This is a genomic window from Streptomyces sp. NBC_00258 (assembly GCF_036182465.1).
Taxonomy (GTDB): Bacteria; Actinomycetota; Actinomycetes; order Streptomycetales; family Streptomycetaceae; genus Streptomyces.
In genome coordinates, this window is record NZ_CP108081.1 from 4,329,087 (window position 1) to 4,345,193 (window position 16,107).

A 16,107-nucleotide genomic window follows, 5' to 3' on the forward strand; every position below is an offset into this window, starting at 1 on the left:
GTACGCGGATCTTCGGGCAGCGGACGATTTCCGGCCAACCTTTATTCGCCCCGCTGACATGTACAGGACTCAACTGGCAACGTTCACCTCGCATCACTGCTTACGCCACACCCGCACCGCAACTTCACAACCGCCCGACCGGTCCCCCATGCCGGCCGGACACCCCCCACGAAGGAGCTTGCGTGACCCCCCTCTACGCGCGTCACAAGCGCACCACTCTGGCCATCGCCACCGCAGTCGCGGCCGGAGCCCTGCTCACCACCGGTCTGACCACCGGCGCCTCCGCCCAGTCCCCTGCCGAGCAGTCCGGTGGGACGACCCTCGCCGCGGCGCCGGTCCAGCTGACCGCGGCAGCCCGCACGAGCCTCATCCAGAAGGCCCACGCCGCCACGGCGGACACGGCCGACGAGATAGGTCTCGGCGCCAAGGAGAAGCTGGTCGTCAGAGACGTCGTCAAGGACGCCGACGGCACGACGCACACCAGGTACGAGCGCACGTACGACGGACTCCCCGTCCTCGGCGGCGACCTGGTGATCCACGAGACCAAGGCCGGCGAGACCGAGGGCGTGACCAAGGCGACCAAGGCCGCCATCAAGGTCTCCGACGTCACCCCGGACATCGCCAAGTCCACTGCCGAGAAGCAGGCGTTGAAGGCGGCGAAGGCCGAGGGCAGCAAGAAGTCGGCGGCCGACAAGGCGCCCCGCAAGGTCGTCTGGGCGGCCGACGGCAAGCCGGCCCTGGCCTACGAGACGGTCGTCGGCGGCTTCCAGCACGACGGCACCCCGCAGCAGCTGCACGTCGTCACCGACGCGCAGACGGGCAAGAAGCTGTACGAGTGGGAGGCGATCCAGACCGGCACCGGCAACAGCCAGTACTCCGGCAAGGTCACCATCGGCACCTCGCTGTCGGGCTCGACGTACCAGCTGAACGACACCGGCCGCGGCGCCCACAAGACGTACAACCTCAACCGGGGTACGTCCGGCACCGGCACCCTCTTCACCGACGCGGACGACACCTGGGGCACGGGCGCGGCCTCCAACACCCAGACCGCCGCGGTCGACGCGCACTTCGGCGCCCAGGCCACCTGGGACTTCTACAAGAACGTACTCGGCCGCAGCGGCATCAAGAACGACGGCAAGGCCGCCTACTCCCGCGTCCACTACGGCAACGCGTACGTGAACGCCTTCTGGGACGACAGCTGCTTCTGCATGACGTACGGCGACGGCTCGGGCAACTCCAAGCCGCTGACGTCCCTCGACGTGGCGGGCCACGAGATGACGCACGGCGTCACGTCGAACACCGCGGGCCTCAACTACAGCGGTGAGTCCGGCGGGCTGAACGAGGCGACCTCCGACATCTTCGGCACGGCGGTGGAGTTCTACGCCGCCAGCGCGTCCGACGTCGGCGACTACCTCATCGGCGAGAAGATCGACATCAACGGCAACGGCACCCCGCTGCGCTACATGGACAAGCCGAGCAAGGACGGCGCGTCCAAGGACAGCTGGTCGTCCAGCCTGGGCGGCATCGACGTCCACTACTCCTCGGGCCCGGCGAACCACTTCTTCTACCTCCTCTCGGAGGGCAGCGGCGCCAAGACGATCAACGGCGTCAGCTACAACTCCCCGACCTCCAACGGCTCCACGGTCACCGGCATCGGCCGCGACAAGGCGGTCAAGATCTGGTACAAGGCGCTCACCGAGTACATGACGTCCACGACGAAGTACGCGGGCGCCCGTACGGCGACACTGAACGCGGCGTCGGCACTGTACGGCGGCACGGCGAGCACGGAGTACAAGGCGGTCCAGGCCGCCTGGGCAGGAGTCAACGTCAACTGACACCCGCGTAGTTGGCTGTAGTCGATCGGGGCGGTACCCGGAACGAAGGCATTCCCGGGTACCGCCCTACTCTTGGTTCCCATGCCCTACACGTACGAGGACGTGGGTGCGACCCGCGACGGCCGGTGCCCACCCGGCTTCCATCCCCTGCACGTCCGCAGCCGCATCGGCGAGGGCCAGGAGGTCTTCAAATCCGCGTCCCAGGCGGTCCTGACCTGGGACCTCCACAGAGCGGTGGGCGTCAAGATCACCACGGACGCCCCGCAGGCCGCCCCCGGCGTGGACGTCACGGTCGGCCTGGGCCTGCTCCAGGCCCCCTGCCGCATCGTCTGGACGGTGGACGAACCCCGCCGGGCCGGCTGGGCCTACGGCACCCTCCCCGGCCACCCCGAATCCGGCGAGGAAGCCTTCATCGTCGACCGCACGGGCGACGGCACGGTCTGGCTGACCATAACCGCCTTCAGCCGCCCGGCGAAGTGGTACGCCAAGGCGGGCGGAGCGGCGACCCGTGGCTTGCAGCACGCGTACGCACGGCGGTGCGGGGTGGTGCTGCGGAAGATGTGCGAGGACCCCAAGGGCGATTTCCTGGCGTAGCCGAGCGCGACCGACTCTGCCTAAGCGGGCATTGGCAGCGGCGTTCACCTAGTCCGCCGCGGCCCGGATTCTCTTCTCCTGCCCGGTGGCGACGGATTCCGGCACGGGCCGCGGCTTGCCGTTCTTCGACGGCGGCAGGAGATACGTGGCCAGCGTCGTGCCGGTGCGGACGACGGACATGACATTGCCACCACCGCTCGGGTCGAGCACATTGGTGATCCGATAGCCGACCGTGTCGTCTCCCATCCGCTCCAGGGGAACGGGGGCGACAGTGAACTCGTACGTCCAGCCACGCTTCGACGTGGCGGTGAACCGGGGGCAGTCGGCAACCGCTCTCTTCAGCCCCGTCATCCACTCCGCGGCGGTGTCACCACCGTGGCTCGTCAGGGTCAGGCTGCCGGGCGGGGCCGACTCCGGAGCACCGTCCGCCTCGATCGTCGCCCAGACCATGGCCCGCCGGGGAAGCCGGGGACGCACGCTCATCATGTCCGCGATCGGACGACAGCCCGCCTGACCCGTCGTCACGACATCCTTGGCCTCCAGCAGTGGAAGGCTCTGCGGTTCCGCACTGAAACCGGGCAGGTCGGACCCCTCGGGCAGCGCGTCGGTCAACTGGGCCTTGGTGAGCGGCCCTTGACCACCGGCGGAGGACTTCGACTCCCCGTCCCCCGACCCACCGCACGCCGACAGCACAACTGTCGTGCCGATCACCAGCACAACAGCCTTCATGGCACGCCACGCACCGCTCACCACTGACCCAACCCCCACCGGTCGCCGACCGGGTCCGCGACACCCCTGCCCCTGGCTCGGCGGACCCGAGCGACAACCCTAGACCAGCTCCGATCAACGAGGCGCGGGGGCGTCCCCACCCCTCTTCCGCGCGTCAAGCGACCCTGGGTGCAGGCGACCTCACCGCATCAAAACCCCCGCCCCCTCCCCCAACTCCTCAGAAGGCACCGCCACCAACCCCAACTCCGCGCTCGACGCCAGCAGTCGGTGGGTGGGCAGGATTCGGACCGTGTAGCCGAAGGGGCCCGTGCGGTCCAGGGACAGGGGGCCCTCGTACAGCCAGCGGCCCTCCAGGTCGGGGCCGCCCGCCGGTTTCAGGGGGGCTGCCGTGCCGTCCGTGATGCCGTCCTCCGAGTCCACTCGGCCCGAGACGGCCTGGACCTCGACGTCGTCCGGGGCCAGGTCGCCCAGGCCGACACGGACGCGCAGGGAGAGCGTCGTGCCGAGTTCGGCCGTCGGAGTCCCCGCCGAGGTCTCCACGTGGTCGACCGTGACGTGTGGCCAGGCCGCGCGGACGCGGGACTTCCACACCGCCAACTCCCTTGCCGAGGAAGGGGACATGGCACGGTGGGCGTGGGCCGCCGGGGTGTAGAGGCGTTCCACGTACTCGCGGACCATGCGGCCGGCCAGCACCTTCGGGCCCAGGTGGGTCAGGGTCTGGCGGACCATCTCGATCCAGCGGTCGGGCAGGCCGGCCTGGCCGCGTTCGTAGAAGCGCGGGGCCACCCGCTGTTCCAGGAGCTCGTAGAGCGCCGACGCCTCCAGCTCGTCCCGGCGGTCGTCGTCCACCGCCGTGCCGTCCGCCGTGGGGATCGCCCAGCCGAAGTCCGGCTGGAACCACTCGTCCCACCAGCCGTCCAGGACCGAGAGGTTGAGGCAGCCGTTCAGCGCCGCCTTCATCCCCGATGTACCGCACGCCTCCAGGGGGCGGAGCGGGTTGTTGAGCCAGATGTCGCAGCCGGGATACAGCTTCTGCGCCATCGCCATGCCGTAGTCGGGGAGGAAGACGATCCGGTGGCGTACGCGTGGGTCGTCGGCGAAGCGGACCAGTTCCTGGACCAGGCGTTTGCCGCCGTCGTCCGCCGGGTGCGCCTTGCCCGCCACCACGATCTGGATCGGCCGCTCGGGGTGCAGGAGCAGGTCCATCAGCCGGTCCCGGTCCCTCAGCATCAGCGTCAGGCGCTTGTAGGAGGGGACTCTGCGCGCGAAGCCGATCGTCAGGACGTCCGGGTCCAGCACGCCGTCGATCCAGCCCAGTTCGGCCGTGCCCGCGCCGCGCTGACGCCAGGACGCGTGCAGCCGCTCCCGTACCTCCGTCACCAGCTGCTCGCGCAGCACGCGGCGCAGGTCATAGATGTCCTGGTCGGGGATCTCGGCCACGGCGTCCCAGCGTTCGGAACCACCGACCGTCATCGCGTCCTCCGTGCGCTGCGCACCGATCTGGCGGGCGCCGAGGCGGAAGACCTCGGGGGCCACCCAGGTCGGCGCGTGCACACCGTTCGTGACGGAGGTGATCGGGACCTCGTCCGGGTCGAAGCCCGGCCAGAGCCCGGAGAACATCTCCCGGCTGACCTGTCCGTGCAGCAGTGACACCCCGTTGGCGCGTTGGCCCAGCCTCAGGCCCATCACGGCCATGTTGAAGAGGTTCGGTTCGCCGCCCGGATAGGTCTCCATTCCCAATTGCAGAATGCGTTCGACGTCGATGCGCGGGAGTTCCGCGTCGGGGCCGAAGTGCCGGGCCACCAGTTCCCGGTCGAAGCGGTCGATTCCGGCGGGCACGGGGGTGTGGGTCGTGAAGACCGTGCCGGCCCGGACCGCTTCGAGCGCGGCGTCGAAGTCCAGGTCCTCATAAGACAGTTCGTGAATTCGTTCCAGGCCAAGAAATCCCGCGTGTCCCTCGTTCGTATGGAACACCTCGGGCCGCGCGTGCCCCGTCAGCCGGCAGTACGTACGCACGGCACGCACCCCGCCGATGCCGAGCAGCATCTCCTGGAGCAGCCGGTGCTCGCTGCCGCCGCCGTAGAGCCGGTCCGTCACGCCCCGCTCACCGAGGTCGTTCTCCTCTATGTCCGAGTCCAGCATCAGCAACGGGACCCGGCCGACCTGGGCCAGCCAGACACGGGCATGGAGGGACTTCCCGCCGGGGAGGGCCAGGGACACCTGCGAGGGGGTGCCGTCGGGCTCGCGCAGCAGGGAGACGGGCAGTTCGTTCGGGTCCAGGACCGGATAGTGCTCCTGCTGCCAGCCGTCCCGGGACAGCGACTGCCGGAAGTAGCCGTGCCGGTAGAGGAGCCCGACGCCGATCAGGGGTACGCCGAGGTCGCTGGCCGCCTTGAGATGGTCCCCGGCGAGGATGCCGAGGCCGCCGGAGTACTGCGGCAGCGCGGCCGTGATGCCGAACTCGGGTGAGAAGTAGGCGATGGCGGCGGGCAGTCCGGAGGGCTGGGACTGGTACCAGCGGTCCCCGCCCACATAGTCCTTGAGGTCGTCGGCTGCCGCGGCGAGCCTCCGCAGGAAGCGCCGGTCCTCGGCCAGTTCGGCCAGCCGTCCGGGCGGAACGCTCCCGAGGAGGCGTACGGGATCGCATTCGGAGGCGGCCCAGTGCTCGGGGTCCACGGACTGGAAGAGGTCACGGGTCTCGGCGTGCCAGGACCAGCGCAGATTGCGCGCCAGATCGATGAGGGGGTGAAGGGCTTCGGGGAGTACGGGACGCACGGTGAATCTGCGGATGGCCTTCACGAGCTTCCACCTTCACGGAGGACGTACCAGGACGGCGTATCGGCGTTGCGATGGGTAGACGGATCGGGGCGACCCACGGGACGCACGTCGCTGTGCGCACTTTGTCACCCATGACGGTAGCGGCGAGGCGCCTCCGTAACCACGGCGCGAAGTGCTCCGCGGGATGTGCCGTACTGCGACCGGAGGACGATCGTCACTGGTCGCGCCCGCGCGGTGGAGCCTCCGGCACCAGAGCCCCGCGCCCCCTGCGAAAGGGCCGAAAATCGGCGCAACCTTTACATGTCCGCCACAGGCGATATGGCCGATTCCGCACCGTCGTACGACCTTGTGGCGCTTCACACCGCACGAGAGGCTGCCAAGTGGCGATCCGGCCAAGGCCTCGCAGGACCCGTACCGGGATTTGCCAGGCCTGCCAGAGCCCCCGTCGGGGCCCGCGCGCACCGGCCGGAGCACGCCGAGTTGAGGAGGGGAACTCACACCATGGCAGTGACGCGCAAGCGGCGGCTGCACTGGGCGGGAGGCCTGACCGCGGTCATGACGGCCACGGTGCTTTCGGCCATCACCCTGCCCGCACACGCCGCCCCCGAGGGGCAGATATCCGGCGCGGACGGAGCGGGTTCCGTCAGCGGCAGCTACATAGTGACGCTCAAGGGGGGAACGAAGGCTCCGTCGCAGGCGGGCAAGGCCCTCGCCATCGAGTACGGGGCGAGAATCAGCCACACCTACAGCACGGCGCTCAACGGCTATGCGGTGAAGGCCGACGAGGGGCAGGCCAAGCGCCTGGCCGCCGACTCCCGTGTGGCCTCGGTCTCGCGGGACGCCACCGTGGCCGTCGAGCACCGGCAGGCGGACCCGCCGTGGGGCCTCGACCGCGTCGACCAGCAGGACCTGCCGCTGGACAGCGGCTACACCTGGCCGGAGTCCGCGGGCCAGGGCGTGACGGCGTACGTCATCGACACCGGCGTACGCATCACCCACAAGGACTTCGGCGGCCGGGCGAGCCACGGCTGGGACTTCGTCGACAACGACGCCACCGCCCAGGACGGCCAGGGCCACGGCACGCACGTGGCGGGCACGATCGCGGGCACGACGTACGGCGTCGCCAAGCAGGCGAAGGTCGTCGCCGTCCGCGTGCTCGACGACAACGGGGCCGGCACGCTCTCGCAGGTCATCGCGGGCATCGACTGGGTGACCAAGAACGCCCGGAAGCCGGCGGTCGCCAACATGAGCCTCGGCGGGCTCGCCGACCCGCAACTGGACTCCGCGGTCCGCAACTCCATCGCCTCCGGCGTCACCTACACGGTCGCGGCGGGCAACGACGGCCTCCCAGCGAGCCTCTACTCACCGGCCCGTGTCAAGGAGGCGATCACGGTCGGCGCGAGCGACAAGAAGGACGCGAGGGCGGACTTCTCCAACTGGGGCGCGCGGCTCGATCTGTTCGCCCCCGGCGTGGACGTCACCTCGGCCTCCAACGCGAGCGACACGGGCAGGGCGACCTTCTCCGGTACGTCGATGGCGTCGCCCCACGCGGCAGGTGCGGCCGCGCTGTATCTGGCCGACCACGCCTGGGCGACACCCGCCGATGTCAGCAAGGCTCTTGTCGAGCGGGCCGCTTCCGGGAAGATGTCCAACGCCGGGCTCGGCTCACCGAACAAGCTCCTGCAAGTCAACAACCCCTAAGTATTTGCGCATTCACCGACCGGCCTCGTCCCGGGAAACGCCAACCGAACCTTTACGGATCCTTGGCGGATTCTCATCGGACGAGGCCGGTCTTGTGTGTAGACATACGCGCGAGTAGTTAACAAAGTGCCGGATTGCCCACCCGAAAAGAGTGGGAAGGCTCCACCGGTACGCCCAGCAGGACCAACCTCCCCACACCCTCATCCGCCCACCCACGTTGACGCGGACAGGAGCGGTCATGCCCGCCATGCACCACCAGCCGTCACCACCCCCGACGCCCAGCACCACCGCACCCCCCGACCAGGGAGAGAAGGCCGACCGGCCACAGCCGCCGACGGCGAGGACCGTCGAGCCGGCCGCCAAGCCGGCCAAGACTCCCAAGCCGGCACAGTCGGCGAAACCCGCCGAGTCGGCGAACCAGGAGGAGTCGGCGAAACCGGCAGAATCAGTGCACCCGGCCGAGTCGGCGAAACCGTCGGAGTCGATGAAACCGTCCAAGCCGTCCAAGCAGTCACGGCCGTCGACGACCACCCGGAAGAGCACCACCCGCCTCGCCCCCGCCCCCACGCCCGTCCCGGGAAGCGGCCCTCTGATCGGGCGCATCCCCGTCCTGGACGTGCGCCCCCTCGTGCAGGGCGGGCGCCGCCCCGCCAAGGCCGTGGTGGGCGAACCCTTCGAGATCTCCGCGACGGTCTTCCGCGAGGGCCACGACGCGGTCGCGGCGAACGTCGTCCTGCGCGATCAGGACGGCCGCTCGGGCCCCTGGACCCCGATGCGCGAACTGGCCCCCGGCACCGACCGCTGGGGCGCCACCGTCTCCGTACCGAGAACGGGCCGCTGGACCTACACCGTGGAGGCCTGGGGCGACCCGATCACCACCTGGCGCCACCACGCACAGATCAAGATCCCGGCGGGCATGGACACCGAGCTGGTCCTGGAGGAGGGCGCGCTGCTGTACGAACGCGCCGCGACCGGCGTGCCGAAGAGCAAGGGACGCCGTGACGCGATCCTCGCGGCCGCGGAGGCCCTGCGCGACACCGACCGTCCCGCCGCGGCCCGCCTCGCCGCCGCGCTCACGCCCGACGTGGACCACGTCCTCGCACGCCACCCCCTGCGCGAACTGGTCTCGTCGGCCGAGCGGCTGACCCTGCTGGTGGAGCGGGAGCGGGCGCTGTACGGCTCCTGGTACGAGTTCTTCCCGCGCTCGGAGGGCGCGGTGGTGGAGCCCGACAGCCCGCCGGTCACCGGCACCTTCCGGACCGCCGCGCGGCGGCTGCCGGCGATCGCGGAGATGGGCTTCGACGTGGTGTACCTGCCACCGATCCACCCCATCGGCACGACCTTCCGCAAGGGCCCCAACAACACGCTCGACGCGGCCCCGCACGACGTCGGGGTCCCCTGGGCGATCGGCTCACCGGAGGGCGGGCACGACGCCGTCCACCCCGACCTCGGCACGATCGACGACTTCGACGCCTTCGTACGCCGGGCCGAGAGCCTGGGCATGGAAATCGCCCTGGACTTCGCGCTCCAGTGTTCGCCGGACCACCCGTGGGTGGAGAAGCATCCGGAGTGGTTCCATCACCGCCCCGACGGCACGATCGCGTACGCGGAGAACCCGCCGAAGAAGTACCAGGACATCTATCCGATCGCCTTCGACAAGGACATGCCTGGTCTGGTCCAGGAGACGCTCAGGGTTCTGAGGTTCTGGATGAGTCACGGGGTGCGGATCTTCCGTGTGGACAACCCCCATACAAAACCGGTCATCTTCTGGGAGCAGGTGATCGACGACATCAACCGCACCGACCCCGATGTCATCTTCCTGGCCGAGGCGTTCACGCGCCCGGCGATGATGCACACGCTCGGCGCGATCGGTTTCCAGCAGTCGTACACGTATTTCACCTGGCGCAACACCAAGGAAGAACTCACCGAGTACCTCACCGAGCTCTCGGGCGAGGCTGCCGCCTATATGCGGCCCAACTTCTTCGCCAACACCCCCGACATCCTGCACGAGTTCCTCCAGGAGGGCGGTCGGCCGGCCTTCGAACTGCGGGCCGTGCTCGCCGCGACACTGTCGCCGGCCTGGGGTGTCTACAGCGGATTCGAGCTGTGCGAGAACGTCCCGGTGCGGGACGGGAGCGAAGAATACCTGGACTCGGAGAAGTACCAACTACGTCCGCGAGACTGGGAGTCGGCCGAGCGCGAGGGTCGTAGCATCGCCCCTCTGATTGCCGAACTCAACGCGGTCAGGCGCCGCAACCCGGCCCTGAGGCAACTGCGCGACCTGCACTTCCACCAGGCGGACAAAGAGGCGGTGATCGCGTACTCGAAACGCAGCGGATCGAACACGGTTCTGGTGGTCGTGAACCTCGACCCTCACCACACCCAGGAGGCCACGGTCTCGTTGGACATGCCACGACTCGGCCTCGACTGGCACGAGTCGATGCCGGTGCGCGACGAGCTCACCGGCGAGACCTACCACTGGGGCAGGACCAACTACGTACGCCTTGAGCCCGGGCACCGGCCCGCGCACGTACTGACCGTCCTGCGACCGTCCTCACCGCCAACCGGAGGGTCACCCACACCATGATCGTCAACGAGCCCGTCCCGGACACCTTCGAGGACACCCCGCAAAAAGACCGGGACCCCGAATGGTTCAAACGCGCCGTCTTCTACGAAGTCCTCGTCCGCTCCTTCCAGGACAGCAACGGCGACGGCATCGGCGACCTCAAAGGCCTCACCGCCAAACTCGACTACCTGCAATGGCTCGGCGTCGACTGCCTCTGGCTCCCCCCCTTCTTCAAATCACCCCTCAAAGACGGCGGCTACGACGTCTCCGACTACACCGCGGTACTGCCGGAATTCGGTGACCTCGCCGACTTCGTCGAATTCGTCGACGCCGCCCACCAACGCGGCATGCGCGTCATCATCGACTTCGTCATGAACCACACCAGCGACCAGCACCCCTGGTTCCAGCAGTCCCGCAACGACCCGGACGGGCCCTACGGCGACTACTACATGTGGGCCGACGACGACAAGCAATACCCCGACGCCCGCATCATCTTCGTCGACACCGAAGCCTCCAACTGGACCTTCGACCCCGTCCGCAAGCAGTACTACTGGCACCGCTTCTTCTCCCACCAGCCGGACCTGAACTTCGAGAACCCGGCCGTCGAGGAGGAGATCGTCTCCGCCCTGCGGTTCTGGCTCGACCTGGGCATCGACGGCTTCCGCCTCGACGCCGTCCCCTACCTCTTCGCGGAGGAGGGCACCGACTGCGAGAACCTGCCCGCCACCCACAAAGTCCTGAAGCGGGTGCGGGCGGAGATCGACGCCCACTACCCCGACACCGTCCTGCTCGCCGAGGCCAACCAATGGCCCGAGGACGTCGTCGACTACTTCGGCGACTACAGCGCCGGCGGCGACGAATGCCACATGGCCTTCCACTTCCCCGTCATGCCCCGCATCTTCATGGCCGTGCGGCGCGAATCCCGCTACCCCGTCTCGGAAATCCTCGCGAAGACGCCGGCGATCCCCTCCGGCTGCCAGTGGGGCATCTTCCTGCGCAACCACGACGAGCTCACCCTCGAAATGGTCACCGACGAAGAACGCGACTACATGTACGCGGAATACGCCAAGGACCCGCGGATGCGCGCCAACATCGGCATCAGGCGGCGGCTGGCCACCCTCCTGGACAACGACCGCAACCAGATCGAACTGTTCACCGCGCTGCTGCTGTCGCTGCCCGGCTCGCCGATCCTGTATTACGGCGACGAGATCGGCATGGGCGACAACATCTGGCTCGGCGACCGCGACGCGGTCCGCACCCCCATGCAGTGGACCCCGGACCGCAACGCCGGCTTCTCCTCCTGCGACCCCGGACGCCTGTATCTGCCCACGATCATGGACCCGGTCTACGGCTACCAGGTCACCAACGTCGAGGCGTCGATGTCCTCGCCCTCGTCGCTGCTGCACTGGACCCGGCGCATGATCGAGATCCGCAAACAGAACCCCGCCTTCGGCCTGGGCTCCTACACCGAACTGCCCTCCACCAACCCCGCCGTCATCGCCTTCCTGCGCGAACACGGCGACGACCTCGTCCTGTGCGTCCACAACTTCTCCCGCTTCGCCCAGCCCACCGAACTCGACCTGCAAGCCTTCAACGGACGCCACCCCGTCGAACTCATCGGCGGCGTCCGCTTCCCCGCCATCGGCGAACTCCCCTACCTCCTCACCCTCGCCGGACACGGCTTCTACTGGTTCCGACTCCGCAAGGACATGGCCTAGAAACAGGGAGAAGAAGCAGGTAGGAGTAGAACAGGGGCGGGGCGGTTTCCCCCGCCCCGCCTTGGGCACGCATCAGTAACACCCCGACTCACCCGGTTTCCGGGTCCCTGGGGAAAGGACGCGACGCCATGTCGGAAGCCGTCACCCGTTCCGTGCACTCCGCTTCGACGAGTCCAGGCCTCCTTGCGTCCCTCGATCCACTGCTTCGCGAGTGGCTGCCACGGCAGCGGTGGTTCGCGGGTAAGGGCCGTCCCGTCACCGGGTTCTCGCTGGTGGCGGCGGTAGAGGTGCTGCCGTGGGACGCGAAGCTGGGGTTGCTGCATCTGCTCGTGCGGGCACATCAGCCGCTCGTACCGACGCAGAGTGCCGCCACGCATCCGGCCGACTGCTACCAGCTCCTGATCGGTGTGCGCGAGACGCTGCCGCCACGGCTGGCGCCCGCGCTGATCGGCCGTCCGACCGAGGGGCCGCTGGCCGGACGGACCGTGTACGAGGCTCTGCACGACGCACGGCCCGCCGATGTGCTCCTGGAGGCGCTGCGGTCGCGGGCACGCGTCGGTGACCTGCGCTTCGAGCGGGACATGCGGCAGGAGATCCGGGACGGCCTGGTGCCGCGGCTGGTGACGGCCGAGCAGTCGAACTCCTCGATCGTCTACGGAGATACGTTCATCCTGAAGCTGTTGCGGCGGATCGTGCCGGGGGACAACCCCGACCTGGAGCTGCCGCTGGTGCTGTCCCGCGAGGGCTGCCCCCGGGTTCCGGCGCCCGCCGGGTGGCTGCTCGCGGACCTGGCCGACGAGACGTACGTACTGGGTGTGCTGCAGCCCTTCGTCCAGGGTGCGGCGGACGGCTGGGAGCTCGCGCTGCGCGAGCTCGCCAAGGGCGAGGACTTCAGCGGTGAGGCTCGGGCGCTGGGGCGGGCCACGGCCGAGGTGCACACGGCGCTGGCGCGGGCGCTGCCCACGGTGACCATGGGACGCGGGCAGATGGAACTCCTCGTGGACGGTATGACCGAGCGGCTGGAGGCGGCCGCCCAGGCGGTGCCCGCACTGCGGCCGTACGCGCCGGGGCTGCACACCGCCTTCGAGGCGCTCGCCGATCTGGCGAGCGAGGGCGAGACGTGGACGGCCCAGCGGATCCACGGGGATCTGCACCTCGGGCAGTGTCTGCGGTCGCCGTCCGGTGAATGGTCGCTGATCGACTTCGAGGGCGAACCCTCCAAACCGCTCGCCGAGCGGCGGATGCCGCAGCCGACCGCGCGGGACGTGGCCGGGATGCTCCGCTCCTTCGACTACGCGGCGCACTCGCACTCGCCCGTCGTGCCCGGCTGGGCCGATGCCTGCCGGGCGGCCTACTGCTCCGGGTACGCGGAGGGCGGCGGACGTGATCCGCGTACGGATCCGGTGCTGCTGCGCGCGTACGAGACCGACAAGGCGATCTACGAGGTCGTGTACGAGGCGCGGCACCGCCCCGACTGGCTGCCCGTGCCGATGGAGGCGGTCCGCCGCCTGGCCCTCTCCGGATCGTCGTAGGCGTCCCGCACGACCTGCCCTCCCCCTCCCCCTCATCACCGTCGACTCCGCCGAGGAGGCCCCACCCGTGACGCCCCGCCCGAACCCGCCCGCCAAGAAGCCGAAGAGCGCGAAGGCCAAGGCCAGTAACGGCAAGGCCGCCGCCAAGGCGAAGGCCGAGCCCGCGGTCGCGGATCCCGCGGAGCCCGTACGCGATGTGGAACCGCCCGCACGGGATGCGGAGCCCGTGCCCGATGTGGAACCCGTAGGGGCTACCGCGCCCGTGCGCGATGTCGAGCCGCCCGTGCAGGATGTGCGGCCGTTGGCCGTGCTGGACCGTGGTGACCGGGAGCGGCTGCTCGGGGGCGCGCATCACGAGCCGCACTCCGTGCTCGGGGCCCATCCCGTGCCCGGCGGTGTGGTCTTCCGGGTGCTGCGGCCGTACGCGCTGTCCGTGACGGTCGTGACCGGGGAGCTGCGGGCCGAACTGCAGGACGACGGCGAGGGGTTCTTCTCGGCCGTGCTGCCGTTGCGGGAGGTGCCCGCGTACCGGTTGCTCGTGGAGTACGAGGGGACGGTTCAGGACACCGAGGACGCGTACCGGTTCCTGCCCACGATCGGTGAGTTCGATCTGCATCTGTTCGGCGAGGGGCGGCACGAACAGCTGTGGACGGCGCTCGGTGCCGAGCCGATGGTCCACCAGGGTGTGGCGGGCACCCGGTTCACCGTCTGGGCGCCCAACGCCCGTGGGGTGCGGGTCGCCGGGACCTTCAACTTCTGGGACGCCACGGCCTTTCCGATGCGGTCGCTCGGCTCCTCCGGGGTGTGGGAGCTGTTCATTCCCGGGATCGGCGAGGGCGAGCTGTACAAGTTCGAGATCACCCGGCCCGACGGTTCCAAGACGATGCGGGCCGACCCGATGGCGCGGCGTACGGAGATCCCGCCCGCCACCTCCTCCATCGTGCACGCCTCACGTCACGAGTGGCAGGACGGGGAGTGGATGGCGCGGCGGGCCTCCGACCCGCCGGCCCATGAGGCGCCGTTCTCGGTGTACGAGGTCCATCTTGCGTCCTGGCGACCGGGGTTGACGTACCGTCAGCTGGCCGAGCAACTCCCGGTCTACGTGTCGGACCTGGGCTTCACGCATGTGGAGCTGATGCCCGTGGCGGAGCATCCCTTCGGCGGTTCGTGGGGCTACCAGGTCACCGGCTTCTACGCGCCCACGGCGAGGCTGGGTACGCCGGACGACTTCAAGTACCTCGTCGACGCGCTGCACCGGGCCGGGATCGGCGTGATCATGGACTGGGTGCCCGCCCACTTCCCGAAGGACGACTGGGCGCTGGCCGAGTTCGACGGCAGGCCGCTGTACGAGCACGAGGATCCGCTGCGGGCCGAGCACCCCGACTGGGGAACCCTGGAGTTCGACTACGGGCGCCGGGAGGTACGCAACTTCCTCGTCGCCAACGCGGTGTACTGGTGCGAGGAGTTCCACATCGACGGCCTCCGGGTCGACGCCGTCGCCTCCATGCTCTACCTCGACTACTCCCGCGAGGCCGGGCAGTGGACGCCGAACGTCCACGGCGGGCGGGAGAACCTCGACGCGGTGGCCTTCCTCCAGGAGATGAACGCGACCCTGTACCGGCGCGAGCCGGGAGTCGTCACGATCGCCGAGGAGTCGACGGCGTGGGACGGGGTCACGCGGGCCACCCACCACATCGGGCCGGGCGGCTTCGGGGGTCTCGGCTTCGGGCTGAAGTGGAACATGGGCTGGATGCACGACTCGCTCGGCTATGTCGCGCACGAACCGGTCCACCGCAAGTACCACCACCACGAGATGACGTTCTCGATGGTGTACGCGTACAGCGAGAACTACGTCCTGCCGATCTCGCACGACGAAGTCGTCCACGGGAAGCGGTCGTTGGTGTCCAAGATGCCCGGCGACTGGTGGCAGCAGCGGGCCACTCTGCGGGCGTATCTGGCCTTCATGTGGGCGCATCCCGGCAAGCAGCTCCTCTTCATGGGGCAGGAGTTCGCGCAGGGCGCGGAGTGGTCCGAAGCGCACGGGCCCGACTGGTGGCTGCTCGATCCGTCGTACGGGGCCGCCGCCGACCACCAGGGTGTGCGAGACCTCGTCCGGGACCTCAACACCGTGTACCGGCATGCTCCCGCGCTCTGGGAGCGGGACACCGATCCCTCCGGGTTCGCCTGGATCGCGGGGGACGCGGTCGAGGACAACGTCTTCGCGTTCCTGCGGTTCGACGCGGCCGGCTCGCCGTTGCTGGCCGTGTCCAACTTCTCGCCCGTGGTGCGGCACGAGTACCGGCTCGGGGTTCCTGATGACGTGCCCGCCTGGCACGAGGTCCTCAACACGGACGTCGGCCGCTACGGCGGCACCGACGTCACGAACCCCGACCCCGTCAAGCCGGACGCCCAGCCCTGGCACGGCCGCCCGGCCAGCATCCGCCTCACCTTGCCACCCCTGGCAACGGTGTGGCTCCGCCCGGCATAGCGGCATGGCTTTTCTCGCCCCCGCCGCCCCTACCCATTCCCGTCCCTTTTCTGGGGCTCCGCCCCAGGCCCCGTGGGGTGCGTTGTCGGGTGCGGGTCCGGCTGTGGCTTGTCGCGCAGTTCCCCGCGCCCCTTTTAGGGGCGCGGGGAACTGCGCACGGGGGTTC

The 16,107-nt window shown here is 69.4% G+C and carries 9 protein-coding genes; 7 read left to right on the forward strand and 2 right to left on the reverse strand.

Annotated features, from left to right (window positions below; translation table 11 throughout):
- The first annotated feature begins 182 nt into the window (after window positions 1–182).
- Together OG718_RS19130 and OG718_RS19135 are read left to right on the forward strand one after the other, a co-directional pair.
- On the forward strand, window positions 183–1,835 hold the full coding sequence (locus OG718_RS19130) for a M4 family metallopeptidase (protein ID WP_328844669.1): 1,653 nt from the start codon (window positions 183–185) through the stop codon (window positions 1,833–1,835).
- 81 nt (window positions 1,836–1,916) lie between these two features.
- Window positions 1,917–2,429, forward strand: coding sequence for a DUF1990 family protein (locus OG718_RS19135; protein WP_143640518.1), 513 nt, complete (start codon window positions 1,917–1,919; stop codon window positions 2,427–2,429).
- 48 nt (window positions 2,430–2,477) lie between these two features.
- Here the strand turns inward: OG718_RS19135 and OG718_RS19140 are convergent, their stop codons facing one another.
- Both OG718_RS19140 and OG718_RS19145 read right to left on the reverse strand, forming a co-directional pair.
- Window positions 2,478–3,158, reverse strand: a complete 681-nt coding sequence (locus OG718_RS19140; RefSeq protein ID WP_328844670.1) for a hypothetical protein — start codon at window positions 3,156–3,158, stop codon at window positions 2,478–2,480.
- A 180-nt stretch (window positions 3,159–3,338) separates the two neighbouring features.
- Window positions 3,339–5,957: a glycosyltransferase family 1 protein gene (locus OG718_RS19145; protein ID WP_143640516.1), complete on the reverse strand. Its 2,619-nt coding sequence runs from the start codon at window positions 5,955–5,957 to the stop codon at window positions 3,339–3,341.
- A 480-nt stretch (window positions 5,958–6,437) separates the two neighbouring features.
- Between OG718_RS19145 and OG718_RS19150 the strand changes: the two genes are divergently transcribed.
- The 5 genes from OG718_RS19150 (at window position 6,438) to glgB (ending at window position 15,941) form a co-directional block, all read left to right on the forward strand.
- The gene (locus OG718_RS19150; RefSeq protein ID WP_306937816.1) at window positions 6,438–7,637 is read left to right on the forward strand and encodes a S8 family peptidase; all 1,200 of its coding nucleotides are present in this window, start codon (window positions 6,438–6,440) and stop codon (window positions 7,635–7,637) included.
- Window positions 7,638–7,875: 238 nt separating this feature from the next.
- A complete protein-coding gene (locus OG718_RS19155; protein ID WP_328844671.1) occupies window positions 7,876–10,224 on the forward strand; it encodes an alpha-1,4-glucan--maltose-1-phosphate maltosyltransferase in 2,349 nt (782 codons plus the stop codon).
- Window positions 10,221–11,921 carry a maltose alpha-D-glucosyltransferase gene (gene treS, locus OG718_RS19160; RefSeq protein ID WP_306937818.1) on the forward strand — a complete coding sequence of 567 codons (1,701 nt, stop codon included), beginning with the start codon at window positions 10,221–10,223 and terminating at the stop codon, window positions 11,919–11,921. Before OG718_RS19155 ends, treS begins: the two co-directional genes overlap by 4 nt.
- A 128-nt stretch (window positions 11,922–12,049) precedes the next feature.
- Window positions 12,050–13,453 (forward strand): maltokinase N-terminal cap-like domain-containing protein, encoded by a 1,404-nt coding sequence (locus OG718_RS19165; protein ID WP_143636100.1) that lies wholly within the window; start codon window positions 12,050–12,052, stop codon window positions 13,451–13,453.
- 67 nt (window positions 13,454–13,520) lie between these two features.
- Window positions 13,521–15,941 (forward strand): 1,4-alpha-glucan branching enzyme, encoded by a 2,421-nt coding sequence (gene glgB / locus OG718_RS19170; protein WP_328844672.1) that lies wholly within the window; start codon window positions 13,521–13,523, stop codon window positions 15,939–15,941.
- The last annotated feature ends 166 nt before the right edge of the window (window positions 15,942–16,107 follow it).